The sequence below is a fragment of the Veronia nyctiphanis genome, from assembly GCF_004116385.1.
Classification (GTDB): Bacteria; Pseudomonadota; Gammaproteobacteria; order Enterobacterales; family Vibrionaceae; genus Veronia; species Veronia nyctiphanis.
In genome coordinates this window covers 48,052-63,543 of the sequence record NZ_PEIB01000016.1, presented here as the reverse complement: position 1 = coordinate 63,543, position 15,492 = coordinate 48,052, and the positions used below count along the sequence as shown (strand labels likewise).

At 42.1% G+C, this 15,492-nt stretch carries 13 protein-coding genes and 1 pseudogene; 8 read left to right on the top strand and 6 right to left on the bottom strand.

Features of this window, described 5'->3' with window-relative positions; translation table 11 throughout:
- Positions 1–583: 583 nt before the first annotated feature.
- Positions 584–1,464 (top strand): annotated as a pseudogene (locus tag CS022_RS13905) (homocysteine S-methyltransferase family protein).
- 447 nt (positions 1,465–1,911) lie between these two features.
- Here CS022_RS13905 and CS022_RS13900 read toward each other — a convergent pair.
- Positions 1,912–2,205 (bottom strand): DUF998 domain-containing protein, encoded by a 294-nt coding sequence (locus CS022_RS13900; RefSeq protein WP_129122793.1) that lies wholly within the window; start codon positions 2,203–2,205, stop codon positions 1,912–1,914.
- Positions 2,206–3,017: 812 nt separating this feature from the next.
- On the opposite strand from CS022_RS13900, the gene CS022_RS13895 reads away from it, so the two are divergent.
- The 5 genes from CS022_RS13895 to rpiB all read left to right on the top strand — a co-directional run bounded on the left by CS022_RS13895 (position 3,018) and on the right by rpiB (position 7,331).
- A complete protein-coding gene (locus tag CS022_RS13895; RefSeq protein ID WP_129122792.1) occupies positions 3,018–4,061 on the top strand; it encodes a tetratricopeptide repeat protein in 1,044 nt (347 codons plus the stop codon).
- 416 nt (positions 4,062–4,477) lie between these two features.
- Positions 4,478–4,966 (top strand): HAD-IIIA family hydrolase, encoded by a 489-nt coding sequence (locus tag CS022_RS13890; RefSeq protein WP_129122791.1) that lies wholly within the window; start codon positions 4,478–4,480, stop codon positions 4,964–4,966.
- A gap of 132 nt (positions 4,967–5,098) precedes the next feature.
- Positions 5,099–5,698 (top strand): phosphoribosylglycinamide formyltransferase, encoded by a 600-nt coding sequence (gene purN, locus CS022_RS13885; RefSeq protein WP_129122790.1) that lies wholly within the window; start codon positions 5,099–5,101, stop codon positions 5,696–5,698.
- Between the two features lie 49 nt (positions 5,699–5,747).
- Positions 5,748–6,344 carry a class I SAM-dependent methyltransferase gene (locus tag CS022_RS13880; RefSeq protein WP_129122789.1) on the top strand — a complete coding sequence of 199 codons (597 nt, stop codon included), beginning with the start codon at positions 5,748–5,750 and terminating at the stop codon, positions 6,342–6,344.
- A gap of 555 nt (positions 6,345–6,899) precedes the next feature.
- Positions 6,900–7,331 (top strand): ribose 5-phosphate isomerase B, encoded by a 432-nt coding sequence (gene rpiB, locus CS022_RS13875; RefSeq protein ID WP_129122788.1) that lies wholly within the window; start codon positions 6,900–6,902, stop codon positions 7,329–7,331.
- A gap of 367 nt (positions 7,332–7,698) precedes the next feature.
- Here rpiB and CS022_RS13870 read toward each other — a convergent pair whose 3' ends face one another.
- The 4 genes from CS022_RS13870 to CS022_RS13855 all read right to left on the bottom strand — a co-directional run bounded on the left by CS022_RS13870 (position 7,699) and on the right by CS022_RS13855 (position 12,654).
- Positions 7,699–7,941, bottom strand: a complete 243-nt coding sequence (locus CS022_RS13870) for a hypothetical protein (RefSeq protein WP_129122787.1) — start codon at positions 7,939–7,941, stop codon at positions 7,699–7,701.
- 1,395 nt (positions 7,942–9,336) lie between these two features.
- A complete protein-coding gene (locus tag CS022_RS13865) occupies positions 9,337–10,071 on the bottom strand; it encodes an SDR family oxidoreductase (protein ID WP_129122786.1) in 735 nt (244 codons plus the stop codon).
- A gap of 368 nt (positions 10,072–10,439) precedes the next feature.
- Entirely contained in the window at positions 10,440–10,916 is a 477-nt protein-coding gene (locus CS022_RS13860; RefSeq protein ID WP_161569640.1) for a TetR/AcrR family transcriptional regulator, read from the bottom strand.
- A gap of 106 nt (positions 10,917–11,022) precedes the next feature.
- Entirely contained in the window at positions 11,023–12,654 is a 1,632-nt protein-coding gene (locus CS022_RS13855) for a phytoene desaturase family protein (RefSeq protein WP_161569639.1), read from the bottom strand.
- Between the two features lie 209 nt (positions 12,655–12,863).
- Here CS022_RS13855 and CS022_RS13850 point away from each other — a divergent pair, with 209 nt between their 5' ends.
- Positions 12,864–13,184, top strand: a complete 321-nt coding sequence (locus tag CS022_RS13850) for an EthD family reductase (protein WP_129122783.1) — start codon at positions 12,864–12,866, stop codon at positions 13,182–13,184.
- Positions 13,185–13,352: 168 nt separating this feature from the next.
- On the opposite strand, the gene CS022_RS13845 is transcribed toward CS022_RS13850, so the two are convergent.
- Positions 13,353–14,918 (bottom strand): gamma-glutamyltransferase family protein, encoded by a 1,566-nt coding sequence (locus CS022_RS13845; protein WP_129122782.1) that lies wholly within the window; start codon positions 14,916–14,918, stop codon positions 13,353–13,355.
- A gap of 180 nt (positions 14,919–15,098) precedes the next feature.
- On the opposite strand from CS022_RS13845, the gene CS022_RS13840 reads away from it, so the two are divergent.
- Positions 15,099–15,467, top strand: coding sequence for a VOC family protein (locus CS022_RS13840; protein ID WP_129122781.1), 369 nt, complete (start codon positions 15,099–15,101; stop codon positions 15,465–15,467).
- The last annotated feature ends 25 nt before the right edge of the window (positions 15,468–15,492 follow it).

The following is a 15,492-nucleotide window of genomic DNA, read 5'->3' as shown; positions in this document are numbered from 1 at the left end:
TCCCTCTTCCAGATGTTTCTCAATTCGTGCTGGTAGTAAAAAAAGAGATATGCGATGTCGCAATTACAGCGTTTACCATTGATTGATAGCTTGATTTAAATGGAGTGAACTCCATCGACCGAGTTTGTTATCGAATAGCTGAATGAATGATATCAATAGGTTAACCATATCTGAACCCATGTTTTCATTTTGATGGCCTGCTGATCTTAATTTAGAGCTGAAGAAAAGACTCAGATTGGTGACACTTCATATTTCGTATCGATACTAGGCTCAATGTGAAGAAAGCGTTAGTCCAATTCACTGCCTAATTGGTCCCTAACATATTCATACTAACTACGATATAGGTCAAAAATCATGCAGTGAGTAAGGCGCTGCATTTGGATGTGAATTGATTAAGCTTTTGAAAATCTGTTGGTTTGAAGCTACGGGAAGTGCTAAAAAAGGTGACCACGTACCTGCTAGAAGCGTCATGGTTTAACTCTTTGTAATAGGTATGGGTTGAAGCGATAGAGCAAAATGGCTCAAATGAAGAAATCGGTTTTGTCGTTAATAATGAAAAAAAGCCGTTGAATAAGAGGTTATCATGTTTGTATTACTCGATGGCGGATTGGGGCGAGAATTATTCAGAATTGGTGCTCCCTTTTCACAACCCTTCTGGAGTGCTCAAGCGTTGCTTGAAGCACCCGACTTTGTGTTTGATGCGCACATTAATTTTATAGAAGCGGGATGTGACATCATCACGGTGAACAGTTACGCGTGTGTGCCGTTTCATCTCGGTGATGAGCTTTATAGTCAGTCTGGATTTGAGCTGGCTCAGCTTGCTGCACAAATTGCCCGAAAGGCAGCAGACGAAGGCGGCAGATCTGTTCAGGTTGCCGGCTGTATTCCGCCGGTTTTGGGCTCATATCGACCAGATCTTTTTGACGCTCAGAAAGCGAGCCCGATTATTGAGAACCTTGTTGCTGCGCAAAGCTATTACGTTGATTCTGGTTGGCAGAAACTATCAGCAGTATTGAAGAGTTCCAAACAATCAAAAAGGTACTCGGCTCTTGTGACAAAGCATTTTTGGTGGCGTTTACGCTAAAAGATAACCCCTCGATTGCTCCTACGCTTCGCTCCGGTGAGCGGGTAGAGGATGCTGTGCTGGCAGCTTTGAAAGAGGGTGTCGCTGGTATTTTATTTAACTGCTCTCAGCCAGAAATAATGCGCAAAGCGATTGAAATAGCTCATGAGGTTTCCACTGATTACGGTGAAAATGTTTCTCTAGGCGCATACGCTAATGGATTTCAGGCAATAGATGACGGGCATGAGGCGAACGGTATACTCAGCAATGAGCGGGATATCCCGATAGAGGAGTACGGTCGATTTGTTGCAGAATGGCTTGATGCTGGCGCTGATATAGTTGGAGGCTGTTGCGCAATTTTTCCCGAGCATATTGCATTTATTGATGCTATGCGGCGGTGAACGACATGATTTTACTTCCTTTTAATCAGTTATTATGAAAGCTTTAGGTGAAAATATTAGAAGTAGAAAAACCCCGCTTGACGGGGTTTTTGACATTGTTCAGCAATGCTTTTTAGCACGGCGCATTGATATTATTGCGACTCTTACTTAGCAGTCTCCATGCTGCGACCAGTAAACTGCAATATATTACCCCTTCAGCCAGCCTCTGAAGACCGCCACGAACTGATGATAGAGAACTATCGACCATAAGAGACAAGAGCAAGAGCCAAAGCAATGAACAAAAGAACCAAAAAATTCTTGTATGAGTTTTAATCCCTGGCGTGAAGGCAAATATCACTAATGCTAACCACGTACAAAGATAAGTAAAAATTGCCAATACATTATGTGCGTTTTGACTCGCGCTACCCGAATCAGGGCAACCGACGTCGCACGGCGCAATCGCAGAGCCTATATAGGCTCTGCAAATAGTAAGCAAACTCCCACTTTAGTTATGCCGCTTATTGATGCTTGATTAAGAACAAACACTATTAGAATGGCAGAAAGGACCCCAAAAGGAATAAAGCCCAGATATCCAATTAACATTGAAAATGGTGTACCCGTTGCATTTAATTCACTAATATATTGCTCTAGATGAGAATATTCAGGCTTTATTGCTCCCCCGCCTAAAAGCATTACCAAGTAACTGGTGGCAACAGCGAAGATAAGAAAAATAGATATTTTTCTATTGATGTTAAGCTCCATAGTATTATTCCAAAATATCTAAAAATTAGTAAGCGATAAGTTATCCAATATAATTTCTGCGATAGATGCAAGACAATCCAAAAGGAAAGTTTGCGACTCTCTATACGCTAAAAAGAAAGCAAGGTTCGGAGGTGCATTTTCTGTCCGTAAGTGATATCTAGTCTGTGATGTAGATTGCTAATGTTTGCAACATAAATCTGCCACAAATATCTACTTACTTGTCTGACATAAACCGGAACTACTCAAAATCAATGCCAGCTTATCTGACGTAACTCAAAACCTCTCAAAGTTGGAACAGTAAATGGGCACTGCGCGAGTCTGGTCATGATCTCTTGGAGCAAAGGCCCAGAAACACCCGAGCTATTTGGTCATGAGCACTCAAAGGAAGGAGAGAATCGACATCAGGCTCCGGTTTTCCCAACTACTTTATGCGATTAACCCAGTAATTGAAGAAAGTTAATTCATTCGATACTGCCAAGTAGATGACGTTTTGCAACAAGGTATTGCAAATAGTCGCTTTTGCGAATGAAAACATGTTCTTGTGTAGCTCTAGACTATGTGTCGAAAGCGATACAATGTGAGTGTCTTATGTTCCGATATGGCTACACATTCAAAATCACGTTTATTTTTTGTCCCTAAACCATTGATAAGTATCAAATAAAAAGTTGGTCTAATACTTGTTATGTCATTGAGCTATGGTCAAAGTTGCCTTTTTGACTGTTATCAACGTCGCTGGACATCAGCTTAGTTCTAGCATGAATAAACCCAAGCGCTTATCACTTGTAAGCCTCTTTTTGGCATAAGGAAAGACAATGCGGCACACTAAAGTTGAAGTTTTGGTGATATTTTTTTTGGTTCTTTTGAGTACATTTAAAAGCGTTGCAAATCCAAGTTTAGAGCTAGTCAATAGAGTTCGAGTTGCTCAAAATGCCTTAATTCAAGGAGAATTGAGCCTGGCGAACAATCTGATAAACAAAGTGAAACACTCTGATGAATATGAATTTCATACTTTAGAAGTGCTCTACTTACTTGAGTCCAACAAGACCTCTAGGGCTATTGAAAAATTAACAGCCTTAGAAAAACAATTTTCAGAACGCGCCGATACATTTTCATTTTCGTCTGAAGCATGGCGTGTGATAGGACATCAATCCAGTCTTTTCTCAAAGCGGAAATATTACAAAAAAGCAGTCCAATCTAAAATTAAAGCGGGGTTATTAGCGCCAGAATCGGGAAGATTTTTAACTATGCGAGCCTCTGCACTGGGTCAAAGTAAGTCGTATGGTGGAGACCCCGATGAACAGATAAACATAGTTAGAAAAATTATAAAAGTCAGTGAGAAATGGGGCTATATTGCGCGTATCAATTTGGCACAAAATAATGTCAATTTTAGCCTAGCTCATCAAATCTCACTCCAAGCAATTAATAAATTTCCAAATGATTTTGATGTTTTAGAGAGAGTTGCTCAATTACATTGGACGACAGACAATGAACAGCAGGCACAAGCAATGTTCGCTAAAGCATGTCACTCTATGCCTATATCTGAGAATTGGTATCAAACTGTTAAGTGGATAGATGCTTGCTACCAAGTTGCTATTTTCGCTCGTGAAGAGGGTCTGGATAGACAGCTCGGCGTGCAGGCGCTTTCTAAATTATTCGAAGAATATAAATTACCCACTGAGTCCAACTTTGAAATGATCACTTTGTATGCATCACTGGCCAAACAAAGTGAGTTACACAGTATCAAACCCAGACTCCAACAGTTGATCAATAGAACTGACAACACAAAATTAAAAACAGATGCAAAGAAACTGCTGGCGACAATTAATAAGTCGACTGATTTACCTCCGGTATTGTGACATGCAGTGAGTTGGGTTAGACCACGTTCAACTGTTCCGTGGCGCATGGAGTCGACAGTAAACTTTCAGCAAACGATTTCCATTGTTGGATTAGTCATAATAGCTAACTCTAAATCGCCCAAATCTGCTCCAGCTCGTTTGGTGTTATAGAATCCCGCGAGCAACCTTTGTTTGCGTTGCGCGTCTGATATTCCAATTACACATTTGAATTCATAACCAGGTTGTTGTCTCTTGGTGGTTAAACACAGCTTGTTGCAAAGCTAAATACCTTAGCTTTTCAATAAAGTGGTGGCGGTAAGCCGCGGAAGGTATGGAGTAAAGGCTAGCAAATGCAGGCACAGCACAAGAAGCCGCTCCGCATTTTTTTACCTGTGCTGGCAGGCGTTAGCTTTCTATAGAACTCAAAGAGGTATTCAATGGATTTGAATAGGTATGAATTGGTCATCTTTGATGCTGACGGTACACTACGGGAGTGTACTGTTGAAGGTCAGTTTTATCCGCTTGCGCAAGGGGAGTGGGTGTTAAAAGGTGATGTTTGTAATGTCCTCAGCGAATACGATTGGACATCCAAAAAATTTGGTATTGCTACAAATCAGCCGGGTATATCTAGGGGGGAGTTTACAGAGGAAGTAAGTCTTCAACTCCTTAATGATATGGTTATAGGCGTTTTTGGTTTTCTTCCGGATAAAGAAGCCATTCAGTTTTGTCCGCATGCTATTGATGGTGAATGTGAATGCAGAAAGCCAGCAGGCGGAATGTTAAAGCGCATCATAGCGCATTTTGGTGTCGAGCCGGCATCGACGGTTTTCGTCGGTGATCGCCTTAAAGATAAAATTGCAGCGGAAAGCGCAAGTTGTGATTTTATCTGGGTTCACGATCTTGCAAACGTAAGCTTCAAAAGCTAACAAGTTGTTCAAAAGGGATTCGCAACTCGTGGCATTTTTACTCTGCGTTGTTTTAAGTGATTACTGTGGTATGCGGCAACTTTGGTATTGCGTTGTTCATCTCTTAACAAGGCGTTATGCACTGGAGAAGTTATGAAGATTAGTTTTCTTGCCTCACACGGCGGATCGGCGGCCAAGCATATTATCCATGCAGTAAAAGAGAATAAGCTAGATGCTGATATTGGAGTTGTAATAACTAACAATGGTGGCTCCGAAATTTACCGATGGTGTAAAGAAAAAAATGTAGATGTTCACTATATGAGTGGAAAAACACACCCTGATGAAGGTGAAAAGGATTCTGCAATACATCAGGTCTTGATAGATGCTGAAACAAGCATCATTGTTCTTTCGGGATATATGAAGAAAATTGGTCCATTAACACTCTCAGAGTACTCAAACAAAATTCTAAATATTCATCCTTCGTTATTACCAGCACATGGAGGCAAAGGTATGTTTGGCGATAGAGTGCATGAGTCTGTAATTAGGTCCGGAGATGCTCTATCTGGAGCAACGGTTCAGTTCATCAGTGAAGAGTATGATGAAGGGCCAATTATTTCTCAACAGGTTGTTGAACTTTCCCCCGGAGAGACAGTAGAAACACTGAAGACAAAGGTGCAGGCCATAGAAGGTGATTTGTACCTCTCAGCTATTCAGCAAGTCTTACACAACAAGAAAAGGCAATGCGACGTGTAAACGCACGCTTGCTTTGAGCGTTATGTACTTATAGGAAATTTTCGAAATTATGGATGACAAAACAGATAATTGGAAAAAATACTACCAAAAGGCTCTTACTCGCCCACACGCTATGAGGACAGAATTAGCGGTTCAACTAAATGAATCAGATCTAAATGTCGCGGTCGACTGTGGCTGTGGGACAGGTAGTGACGTTGAGTATTTGTCGAAACAAGATTACAAGGTGTTTGGGTTCGATGTAAATCAAGATTCCGTCACTATTTGTCGTGACAGGTTTGGCTCAATTGCTCAGGTAAATATTGATCAAGCTTCATTTGAGACCTTTAACTATCCTGAGACCGGGGTAATTGTGGCTAATTCAAGCTTATTTTTTGCTGACCCACTTCAATTTTCTAAAACTTGGGCAAAAATTGAATCCTCGATAGCAATAGGTGGTGTATTTGCTGGCGATTTTATGGGTTTCAAAGACAGTTGGGCTCAAGGCTTTCGAATTCCTACGACAGCACTTACGGAACAAAAGGTCAGAGATTTATTTACTAATTTTGAAATCGTTAAGTTTTCAGAACGTGACGAACTCGGTAAAACAACTATAGGTGTTGAAAAGCATTGGCACACCTACGGTGTGGTTGCAATAAAACGTACATGACAAAAAGTTTAAGATGGATTCGATAACGCGTGCTGATTTCGCTTTGCTCAATTTTAGCACGCATCGCTCATCACTTAACTTGGCGTTATGTCTCCGAGATATAGATGGGTACAGAAATAATAGTAATTACAATTGCGAACCTATTGATCACGGCATATGCGCTGGTGGTTCGGATAATACACTTTACGCTTGTAAAAACTGGTGTTGTTCACAGTGATCCGGGGCTAGCTTATAAGACCCATGCTGTTGTCATACTCTGTCTCGCGTTGCTTCCCTCACTCGCTTTTTTGTGGGTGATCAGTGCTGATTACGTATTCGCCATTGGCTATATACTCATTATTCAACTGCCAATAATACTACTAACTATGTGGCTCCTTATGTCTTTCTCTGCGTGGAAAAACATAACAAGGCAATAAATAGAGACGCTTTGTCAACGCGGTAGCTTTTCAAAGTGATGTCAATACAAAGGATTAAAGCAGTTTGGGTGCTTTGGTAAGCGCCCGTTATTGCAACGTTATACGGACACGAAAATTTTAAGTACTAGGATAGTTTTACATGAAAATAGCGATAGGTGGTGATCATGCTGGCTACCTTTATAAGAAGCAGCTGATTACGAAATTAGAAGAACAAGGGTACTCAGTAGATGACTTTGGCCCATTTAGTTCAGAATCATGCGATTACCCGGATATGATACACCCCCTTGCTAAATCCATTGATAACAAAGTACATGATATAGGCATTATCATGTGCGGCAGTGGCAATGGAATATCTATAACTGCAAATAAACATCAGGGAGTTAGGTGCGCATTAGCATGGAACGTTGAAGTCGCATCTCTAGCTAGGTCGCATAACGACGCTAATATATTGGCTTTACCAGCTAGATTCATTTCCTATCGAGAAGCGGTTCAAATTGTAGACGCATTTATCTCTACTCCTTTTGAAGCAGGGCGTCACCTAAATAGAGTTAACAAAATATCAATTGCCTAATTTGGTTCATTGGTTGCGTATAATAAGGGACTATGGCGTCAATAGCTAATTCAAGCAGTGTTTTTCATCCCTTATGCAGCCCTTAGCCAAGAATTCATTAGTTTTTATTATCAACTAGGCTATCCAGAAATCTATTTTTTCCAACTCAATATTGTCCGAATCAGGGCCAGCTTGTCTGGCGAAATTAGTCTCAGTTAAGTGGGAGCTTTCAAACTATCTCGTTGCGCTTATAAATTAGGTTTAGTAAGTGGTTATTTACATATTTCATATCATGTTGACGTTTCTGGTAATATTAGTTGTAGAAGTCGGTGAGAGTTATTTCTCCCATAAAAAACTCCCGCATTCGGGAGTTTTTATTAAATAGCAACTACCCCAGAGCGAGTATGATGCCACCTGCTAAAGTATGCAGTTTTGCATCTGCAACAAGGTCATCTAAGTCATAGGACTTTAAATTTTTAAATGCTTGTTTGGCATCTTCAGCTTGAACAAGATCGCCAATAGGGTTGAAGCCCTGAGCGACAAGCTGTTTTTTTTCTTCTTTGTAACTTTCGCCATCAATATCAAGATGCACTAGTACATCTTGCTTCGTATAAAATTGATATGTTTTCATTTAATACTCCGTCTGAAAAACACAACATTACTGAGATGTTCAGAGTATTAAAAATTTGAGTTCCTAATGTAATTCGACGATAGATTTGCGACTGGCTACACGCCCTGAGCCTTCTGGCTTGGAGACAGGTCGAAAAAGTCAGGCGTCAGAAAAATACCAAACTTACTCAATGAAGGACATCTGATGCAGTATGCCAAACTGGGAATGATAAGAGTCTGAACTTAGCGCCAAAGGGCAGTGAATATGAGCAAGGGTTTCCCGCGATTTCGACATAAACCTGAGGCGATCAATGAGGAGTATATCTGTTACTTTGAATACCGAGGACTCGTAGAATGCCTGAAGCGGTATTTCAGCAAAGTCGGACATTTTCACGAATTTTGTCTACAAATTAGCAGGTTGTTTTCTATTAATTGCGGGCTTTATGCGGTTAGGTACAAATGAAATTACTATTGAGTAACTTCTTTTTGAAATAAAACTCAATTCCCTATCGCACAAATTGTCAGTAAATTCGTTCTTTGTATAACTTCACGTTATCTTAGCCCAGGAAAATAGATAATTAGAAAAGCTTCACTAACAGTTCTGTCCCGGCAGTCAGTTGGTTCCTCTCTGACATGTCAGCGGCGTGGTCGCCCTAAGGTAACCGCTGGCAAGCCGGGTTTCTTTTATCCCCACCGTTTCACTTTTTCGCCAGATATCTCCTGAAATGCCGATTTGACGTTAAATGCGCAGACCCTAAGGACATAGCGGATGGCAATCGTTACTCGATGTTCAGTGGCGGGTACCCCGAACACATGTCATTTCAACGTCAATATAAAAAAGGAAGGGCAGTCACCTGCCTTCCCGGGAGCTATTTGGGTAACAGTGTCACACCAATAGCCATTATTGGTCTTCCAAAATCGACGTGGACGACTGCTTTATGTGAATAAATCAGCGTCTTGATTCTTCTGACAACAGATGGAAACCAGCTTGTTGAACGCTCATATATCGGCTGATTTTCTGGCTCGGAGAAAGTGATGATTAACTCTCCACTTTCTGCCAACTGGCAATAGCTGCCATCATCAAAATCTGCGTTGTCGAAATTGAAGACTAACTACAAGCAAGACCGCTCGCAATGTGAGTGCATGGTGAGTGTATGAGGTTCCGAAATAAAATATGGAAAATTGTACACCGTGATAGTTGTCACTAAATGCACTTAAAAGATAGAACGTTGTGAAGATTACTAATATTCAATATGTTGCTCTTATTAATTAGGATGACTTGGTTCAACGATTGACTATTTTTCTTGTTGCCAGAGAAGTTTTTAAGCTGGACCAGGAAGCTCCAGCTTATGCTTTAACAAGAGAATGATGAATGTATCTAAATGCTAGTAAGCCAATGAGTAAAAAAGCGCATTCGTCACTGCGATTGACTCACGGGGCGGATGACAATTTCGTTCACGTCAACGTTAGCAGGCTGTGCCATTGTCCAAGCAATGGATTCTGCTACCTTGGTGGCACTGATGGCTTGCTGATACATCTCTTGTGTAGCCGCACCAATACGTTTGTCGCTGATTGCATTTGGCAGCTCAGTATCGACTGCGCCCGGCGAAATAACTGTTGTGCGTATGTGAGGCTCTTCTTGTCTCAATCCTTCAGATAATGCTCTGACTGCATGTTTAGTGGCGCAATAGACGCTGCCTGTAGCAAAGACACTATGACCTGCGATGGATGCGATGTTAATAATATGTCCTGACTGTTGTAGCTTCATCGGGCCAATGACAGCTGCAATGCCATACAACACGCCTTTCAGGTTCACATCGATCATTTGTTCCCATTCATCGACTTTGGTTTGGGACAAGAAAGACAAAGGCATCAAGCCCGCATTATTAATAAGCACATCAATACGGCCAAACTTATCTAGAGCGGTCCGTATTAATGAATCAATATCTGCTTGTTTTGTCACGTCGGTCTGTTTGACGATGACTTGCCCCTCGATATTACCCAGCTCTGAGACTAACGCGTCCATTCGGTCAACTCTTCGCGCCCCTATGACCAAATGAGCGCCATGTTGTGCCAATATTTTTACCGTTTCAGCGCCGATACCACTGCTGGCTCCAGTAATGACGACTATCCGTCCCTGCAAATCGTTCATTTTTTTGCTCCTGTTTAAAGTCTGCGCAAATTCGCGATAGCGCATATTTGGTTGACCCGGTCATGACGTAAATGCTTCAGTGGCAAACGAGGCAATTTATCTTGCTTGACACTTCTTCCCAGATGGCGTCTAAACGTCTCTCTTCATCGATGGTGCTAGATGCGCCAGAAAAATACGAGAGTTAAACAGGTCAACTTTCAGGAGTGGAGTATTATCCGCGGGTATCACTTACGGCTGCGGCTCCTTTAAAAGGCCTGTTAACACTCTTTGTATATTCTGTTGGTGTATTTTGTATGCTTCACTTTCACTTAACCCAAGTGAATTTGTTAAATAAAGTGCTGCTGTACCAGTGCTTTGCGCCAATAAGGTTAGGGATATTTCATAGGCATCGCATCTTTCAAATATCCGTCATTAATACAATCTCTAACCCTGTCCACTAGAAACTGGAATGAAGGCATAGATTCTTGACGAATAACATCTCTTGCCTTGAGGCTATTCATTGGATTGACTGAAAGAAAAATCAATTCAAAATAAGCACTTTGCTGAACGGCAAAATTAAAATAAGCGTCGGCAGTCAAATCAAATCGTTCTTTGGCACTTTTTCCCTTCAATCCTTCATATAAATAATTGGAAAATATGCGGAACGCTTCCTTTAACAGCTCATGCTGTAATGCCTCTTTATTTTCAAAGTGCTTATATATAGCCATAGGAGTAATGCCAATTTCTTTAGCAATACTACGCATACTAAATCCGGCATCGCCGAGTTCTAGGTACTTCTTACAAGCAACTTTTAAAATAGTATCTTTGGTATTTAGGTTGCCGGATAATTTTTTTATATTTTTCAAAATATATCTTACCTGAAGTAAATCTTCACACACTCCCAACGAGGAGATACCTACAGCAGGTAAGTATACATAAACGGTTCAGACGTTTCTGTTCTTTAAATTGTTATTAATTCGGACGATTAATTGACAGATGAACGTCGCTCTTCCTTCGACTTATCAAAGATTTCAGCAATGATATTTTGCGCAAAATTCGAGAGGCTGCGATGACTCCAGCGCTCATAGCGCCAGCAATACCGTCTGAGGTAACATCTTGGCCGGTCAAGAACAAACCTTTAACGGGCGTCTCGGCGCGAAGCCATTTTTGGCTAAATCGAGTAGGTGACGCTTCTAACCCCATGAAATCGCCATGCTCACGACGTAAAAAGTGTTGGTAAGTCAGTGGGGTTGAAACCTCATAGTGGTCAATGTGGTCAGCAATTTGAGGTACATGTTTGAGAAGTTCAACCAACATTCTTTGAGCAATCCCCTCTTTGAACGCTTTATAGTCGTCCCCACGTTTTCTCCACAAGCTTCCGGACCATTGTGTAAAATGATCGAAATCGGTAGCGGCAAACATTTCAATCGTTGCTTTACCCGGAAAGTTCTCACGCCATGTTTTGTCTTTCGCTGAGGGGAAAGTAATGAATTGAACAGGGAAGGGGGCATTAAAATCTTCCTTGTGTTTAAGCGTATTTTCATCAAAATCGTTGCTGGGGTGAGACCAAATATTGGCCCCTTTAAGGTCTAGCGTCTCATCGTCTTGCTTCAGACCGATATTCAAGCCAACAGCACAGAATGAGCGCTCAACCCGAGTTAACTTTTGCCGCAATTTTTTCGTAATTGGTAATTCTTGCGGTAAGAGCCTGTTGAAGGTATTGCTAACACCCGCATTACTGACGACAGCTTTCGCTTGTATTTCATCGCCGTTAGCCAAGCGAACGCCCATCACTTTCTTATTTTTGACTAATATTTTTTCAACTGAAGCGTTGTAGAAAACCTTGCCGCCATTTTTCTCGATGATGGGCACAACACTTTTTGCTATCGATGCCGCGCCTCCTGCGGGGAACGAGGCTCCATTGAGGTAGTGTCCTGATAGCATTGCCTGCATGGCAAAAGAGCTACGTTTGGGAGGGAGACCATAATCACCATAGTTACCGCAGATCACTGCAATCAACTCTTGATTTCTCGTTAACGAAGACAGAACTTCGTAGGTGGTCTTGTTTGATAACTTATGAAAAGCACCAGTAAGAGGTTTATGCAGTAAATCACCTGCTATTAACGGCATTGCCTTCCAAATAAAATACTTATTCAAAGATTTAGCCGTTGCTTTCAGGTGCTGCATATAGCCATCAATCGCTTTCGTTTCATCGGGAAATGCGGCTTTTAACCCTGAAATATATTGCTCGGTACCCTTAAAGAATTGATATTCCTTTCCATCAATGACAACTCGATTATAAAGGTCATCAACAGGTGTCCAATTTACACCCGATTGGGTGATGTAATCAAACATTCGACGCGTAAAACCGCCCTTATGTGCGTCGCCGACATAATGTAACCCGACATTCCACTGATAGCCTTTCCTTTTAAAAGCGTGAGTACAGCCGCCAATAACATTGTGCTGCTCTAGCAGTAATACTCTCTTCCCTTTTTGCGACAGTATTGAAGCGACACTCATTCCCCCCATACCAGAACCAATGACAATGGCATCGTAGATATCATCACACTTAGAACGGCTATACCGCTCACCGACATACGTCATAACTAAATTCCCTACTTTCAGTATCGATAACCCACATTCCATTTTAAGGTTACACATGTATACCAGATGATCAATAATAAAATTATCAATAGACATTTATAGCTAATTAATATAGGATTTAATTAATGTTTACATGCGTATACTTTATTATGGTTTTATCTGGCTTAACAAAAGGATTTACGTCTTAAACAATGAAAGGAGAACGATGAATGACAATAAAAATGAGTATTTGTTATGAAAACACGTCAGATTTATCATTCGATCAAGAATATTACTTAAATCAACATATTCCGTTGGCTCGAACGGCTTTTGAACCCCATGGTTTATTGTATATTGACGTATATTTTCCGTTGCCATCCGCTAACGGTGAACAGCCAAAGTATCGGGCAATTACCGAGATATATTTTACTGATCTGAAGACAGCCACGACGTGCCTGAATGAGGCGGGAAAAGCAGTCATGAAAGATGTAAAAAACTATACGAATTCAGAGCCCGTTCATTTTATTTCTGAGGCAATAATGAAGTGCTGATACTACTTTCGTCTCTCTTTGTATCAAGGTGAATCATCTCATGATGCGATAAAATCAATCACGGTGAGATTTCAGGTAATCAATAGGTATTACTTTTTTCAACTGTAATCTTCTTTACCAAGCAGGCTGTTACACCTGCTTTTAAAAAACACATTATCAGCGTTTTGATTAGTAACCAGCAGCCATGCCTTCTTTCCGGTGGTCTGAACCTCCAACATAACCGTCTTCAGTATTCAGTATCAATTGCGCACCGCCATAGAGTACCTTATCTGCGTCAAACTCTACTTTGTGTCCTCGGCTTTTCAGCGCCTCGGCGACGTCTGCAGAAAAACCTGGCTCAAGCTTAACAACATAGTTCTCATCCAAATGCCAGCGAGGGGCATCACTGGCCGCTTGCGGGTTTTGCCCGTGGTCAAAAATACGCTGCACCATCTGAACATGCCCTTGAGCCTGCATTGGCCCGCCCATTACACCAAAGCTGAGCATTGGTTTCCCATTCTTGGTAACAAACCCCGGGATAATAGTGTGAAAGGGGCGTTTACTTGGCGCGACACAGTTCGGGTGGGCAGGATCGGTCGAAAAGCCTGACCCTCGGTTTTGCATACTGATCCCTGTTCCGGGAATGACAATGCCAGAGCCAAAGCCCCAGAAATTGGATTGTATGAACGACACCATCATGCCGTTTTCATCGGCCGTAGAGAGATAAACGGTATCCAAGCTGACGGGCAAAGAAACAGGCGGTAAGGGAGTGGCTTTATCTGTGAGGCTATTTGCTGTTCTCGCCAGTAATTCTGGGTCAAGGAGGTCTTCGGGTTTGACCTTCATGGTTGAAAGATCTGACAAGTGTTCGTAAACCGTTTTGAGGCCAATTTTCATTGCTTCAATTTGTAAGTGAACACTTTCAACACTGTCCAACTCAGCAACGGGGAAATACTGGAGGATCCCAAGCGCAATCTGCGCTGCCAGACCTTGTCCGTTAGGTGGGATTTCATGGAGGACAACATCTCGATAAGGCTGAGCAATTAACTTAACCCATTCAGATTGATGTGCGGCGAGATCACTCGCACGAAGGTCGCCGCCTCCTGCGATTGCGGCTTGTTCCATTTTTGCTGCTAACTCGCCACGATAAAATGACTCCCCTTTCGTTGCCGCAATATCCCGTAATGTCTTCGCTGCCTCTGGCCGATAAAAGCGTTGTCCTGTTTTGGGAGCCGGTCCGAAATGTTTACAAAACTCAGGATAATCTTTGAATTTCTCCAGCGCTTTTTCCCAGTAATACGCCGTTTTAGGCCCAACTTGAAAGCCTTTTTCAGCATAGTGAATCGCCGATTCGAACAAAGTATCGAATGGGAGCTTGCCGTAGCGTTCAGACATTGCCACCCATGCACTGACTGAGCCGGGTACCGTGACGCTGTCCCAGCCATACAGTGGCATCTCATCGAGTGAGGAAAACTTTTCAGTTTTCCATCTTGCCGGAGAGCGCCCCGATCCGTTCAAGCCAACGAGCTCTTTGCCATCCCAAATTATTGCAAATGAATCACCACCAATGCCGTTACAGTTTGGCTCTACGATTGTCAGCGTAATCGCAGAGGCCAGAGCTGCATCAACGGCATTCCCACCGCGGCGCAGCATATCGAGACCAGCTTGCGCAGCCAGTGGTTGGGATGTCGCGACCATATTGTCGGCACAGACTGGAGAGCGTTCAGAAGCGTAGGGCTGGGTTGGATCGATCATTGATAGGTATCCTTTTATAGCGGCGATTCAAAGCAAATTAATACGAAACTATGACCTTCATTATCTCTGTAAGACAGCCAAAATTATGTCTGACCACTCTCAAGTCTTTTGAAAACAGAGGAACATTTAAGGGTTACGCGCTAGGGTTTGGCGGTAATTTACGACGTTTAGGAGGTAAGCATGATAGTTGGTATTAATCATGTGCAGGTCACAATTCCTGTCGGTAAAGAACAAGATGCTAGAGAGTTCTACTGTAAGGTCTTGGGCCTCAAGGAGTTGGAAAAACCTGATGCGCTCAAAGTAAATGGTGGCTTGTGGTTACTACTTGGTGATTTACAGATTCACCTTGGTACAGAAAATAACCCTCACCGCGATCAGTCCAAGGCCCATATTGCTTACGAAGTGACGGACATTGTGTATTGGCGGGAAAAGCTGACTTCTCAAGGAATTAGCATCAAAGAAAATACCGCTATCGAGGGATGGGCGAGGTTTGATATTCGCGATCCATTTGGCAATCGGATAGAGCTGATGCAGCGATTGCCTCTTTGATATTTACTCAGCGCTTTTCATTTAT

Excerpts from the sequence above, each read along its gene's own strand:
- CS022_RS13840 (WP_129122781.1), top strand. The coding sequence starts at position 15,099 with ATGATAGTTGGTATTAATCATGTGCAGGTCACAATTCCTGTCGGTAAA.
- CS022_RS13855 (WP_161569639.1), bottom strand. The coding sequence starts at position 12,654 with ATGACGTATGTCGGTGAGCGGTATAGCCGTTCTAAGTGTGATGATATC.
- CS022_RS13870 (WP_129122787.1), bottom strand. The coding sequence starts at position 7,941 with ATGAAAACATATCAATTTTATACGAAGCAAGATGTACTAGTGCATCTT.
- CS022_RS13880 (WP_129122789.1), top strand. The coding sequence starts at position 5,748 with ATGGATGACAAAACAGATAATTGGAAAAAATACTACCAAAAGGCTCTT.
- CS022_RS13865 (WP_129122786.1), bottom strand. The coding sequence starts at position 10,071 with ATGAACGATTTGCAGGGACGGATAGTCGTCATTACTGGAGCCAGCAGT.
- CS022_RS13845 (WP_129122782.1), bottom strand. The coding sequence starts at position 14,918 with ATGATCGATCCAACCCAGCCCTACGCTTCTGAACGCTCTCCAGTCTGT.
- CS022_RS13900 (WP_129122793.1), bottom strand. The coding sequence starts at position 2,205 with ATGGAGCTTAACATCAATAGAAAAATATCTATTTTTCTTATCTTCGCT.
- CS022_RS13895 (WP_129122792.1), top strand. The coding sequence starts at position 3,018 with ATGCGGCACACTAAAGTTGAAGTTTTGGTGATATTTTTTTTGGTTCTT.
- purN (WP_129122790.1), top strand. The coding sequence starts at position 5,099 with ATGAAGATTAGTTTTCTTGCCTCACACGGCGGATCGGCGGCCAAGCAT.
- rpiB (WP_129122788.1), top strand. The coding sequence starts at position 6,900 with ATGAAAATAGCGATAGGTGGTGATCATGCTGGCTACCTTTATAAGAAG.
- CS022_RS13890 (WP_129122791.1), top strand. The coding sequence starts at position 4,478 with ATGGATTTGAATAGGTATGAATTGGTCATCTTTGATGCTGACGGTACA.
- CS022_RS13850 (WP_129122783.1), top strand. The coding sequence starts at position 12,864 with ATGACAATAAAAATGAGTATTTGTTATGAAAACACGTCAGATTTATCA.